The following is a 2,039-nucleotide window of genomic DNA, read 5'->3' as shown; positions in this document are numbered from 1 at the left end:
ACTGTCCGCCACCCTGGGAAACATCGGACTGGTGGGAAGCTTTGGCGGCGTGGGATTGGGAACTATGCCCTTCGTGGCGGCGGGTGTCGTGGCGGGTTCGGCGGCTTACGGCGCGATCGATGCCTTTGTCGAAGGCGATACCACCGCGTTGGGTACGGCGGGACTCGGTGCAGTCGGCGGAATGGGGGTGTCTTCCGTTGTCGGCGGAATGGGAGTCGGTGTCGGCGGGATGGCGTTCGGGATCGGTATGGGGACGATGGCAACTGTGGGCGGCGTTGTGGGATTGGGACTTTACGGCGTCTATAAAGCCATGACCCCCGAACCGGGACAGCGTTTAGCGGGGGCTTTCGACGCTTTTTCGCGTATGGAAGAACGGATACTCGATCGCGATTTCTACAACGAGACGATGTTGGAGTTTTTATTGGAGGATTTCGATCGACTCCTCGGTAGCGATCCCGTTTCTCAAAAATTTCGAGACTGGGAAATCGACGCGGAACTCGAAGAACTCAAAGCCAAACTCAACGAAACAGCGCAGTTTGACGACTCCGTCTCCTCCCCGTCTCCTCAATTTGCCGACTCCAAAACCCCTCCGCCTCAAGCGACAAATATCGTTCCAAACGACGAAGCCAACGACGATACCTTCAACTCTTGGCAGTGTGTGGGGGGATTTCGGGGACATACCCAGAGCGTCAACGACATCGCCATCAGTCTCGATGGCAATGCGATCGCCAGTGCCAGCAGCGATCGCACGGTGACGGTCTGGAATCTCGATACCCAACAGCGAACTTACTCCTTTTTTAACAGCAGTCCGGTGTACGCCGTGACGTTCGACGACAACAACAACCTATTGACGGGAGAAGTCAACAGCAATCTCAGCCAGTGGAACCTCCAAACTCGCCAACTGCAACACAGCTTCGTCGATACCTTAACCCGTCGCCCTCGTGGTATTGTTTACGCCATCGCCGTCAATCCCACTCACGCTTCCATCGCCAGCGGGGGAAGCGATAATTTGGTGCGAATCTGGCATCGCCACACCCGAGAAGTCCAGCGAGGCTTGATGGGACATACGGATAGGGTGGAAAGTCTCGTCTATACTCCCGACGGAACGCATCTCGTTAGCGGTAGCCGCGACGGAACGGTGCGAATTTGGAACGTCCGACAGTTTAAAAAGCCGAAGGTTCTACACTGTGGCAGTGCGGTGGCGGCGGTGGCGGTGAGTGCAGACGGCAGAACGCTTGCCAGTGGGGGATGCGATGGAACGGTGAAACTGTGGGATTGGCAAACGGGAAATCTCGAACGGACGTTGAGGCACTCCTCGACAGGCAGTGGCGGCGAAGTGCGATCGCTCGACTTCCACCCCAACGGTAAACTCCTCGCTAGTGCCAGCGATCGCCATGTCAAACTTTGGAACTGTCAAACCGGAGAATGTCTCGCCGCTCTGGTGGGAACTCATCCTGTCGCCTTCGCCGCCGACGGTTCGTTTCTCGTGACGGGAAGTCAAAACCAGGTTCTGAAGCTGTGGCGATCGCCAACAGATTTCCAAACCTCTGATTTGGCGAGTTTGTGGTGGCAGGTTCTCGGTGTTAGCCCCGACGCGACACCGGAAACGGTCAAAGTGGCCTATCGCAGTTTGGCGAAATTGTATCATCCCGACGCGAACGGTGATCGCTGCGCGATCGATCGTATGAAATCCCTCAATCAAGCCTACGCCGATTTTCTTCAAACCCTCGAAAATCGATAGGTTTCTCGGAGGTTTCTGTGCAGGAAAGGTTGGGTTCGATCGCGATCGAATGAACCCTCAACACTTCAAACTCAAAAAAACAGCGTTGCTCGAAAAACAACGCTGTCTTGACACCAATCGGAAATCACTGAAAATCGAGTGGGCTTATGGTTTCTTCTTGGTGAAACTACCGAGAAGAAATTACTGACTTAATTGGCGCTTGACAATTTCTTGAACGGTCTTGCCATCCGCCTGTCCTTTCAGTTGCTGCATCAGCGGGCCCATCACTTTTCCCATATCCTTCGGCGACGTCGCACCC

General features: G+C 55.1%; 2 protein-coding genes. One reads left to right on the top strand and one right to left on the bottom strand.

What is annotated here, in order from left to right:
• Positions 1-1,741: DnaJ domain-containing protein (locus ACP5D4_RS21550; RefSeq protein WP_428013655.1), on the top strand; the 1,741-nt coding region annotated here is incomplete at its 5' end.
• Between the two features lie 180 nt (positions 1,742-1,921).
• Here the strand turns inward: ACP5D4_RS21550 and ACP5D4_RS21545 are convergent.
• On the bottom strand, positions 1,922-2,039 hold a 118-nt coding region (locus ACP5D4_RS21545), incomplete at its 5' end, for a GatB/YqeY domain-containing protein (RefSeq protein ID WP_428013656.1).

It is taken from the genome of Baaleninema sp. (genome assembly GCF_049974805.1).
In the GTDB taxonomy this organism is placed as follows: domain Bacteria; phylum Cyanobacteriota; class Cyanobacteriia; order Cyanobacteriales; family Geitlerinemataceae; genus Baaleninema.
Note: the sequence above shows the minus strand (reverse complement) of the source record. Positions and strands in the feature narration are given on the sequence as shown.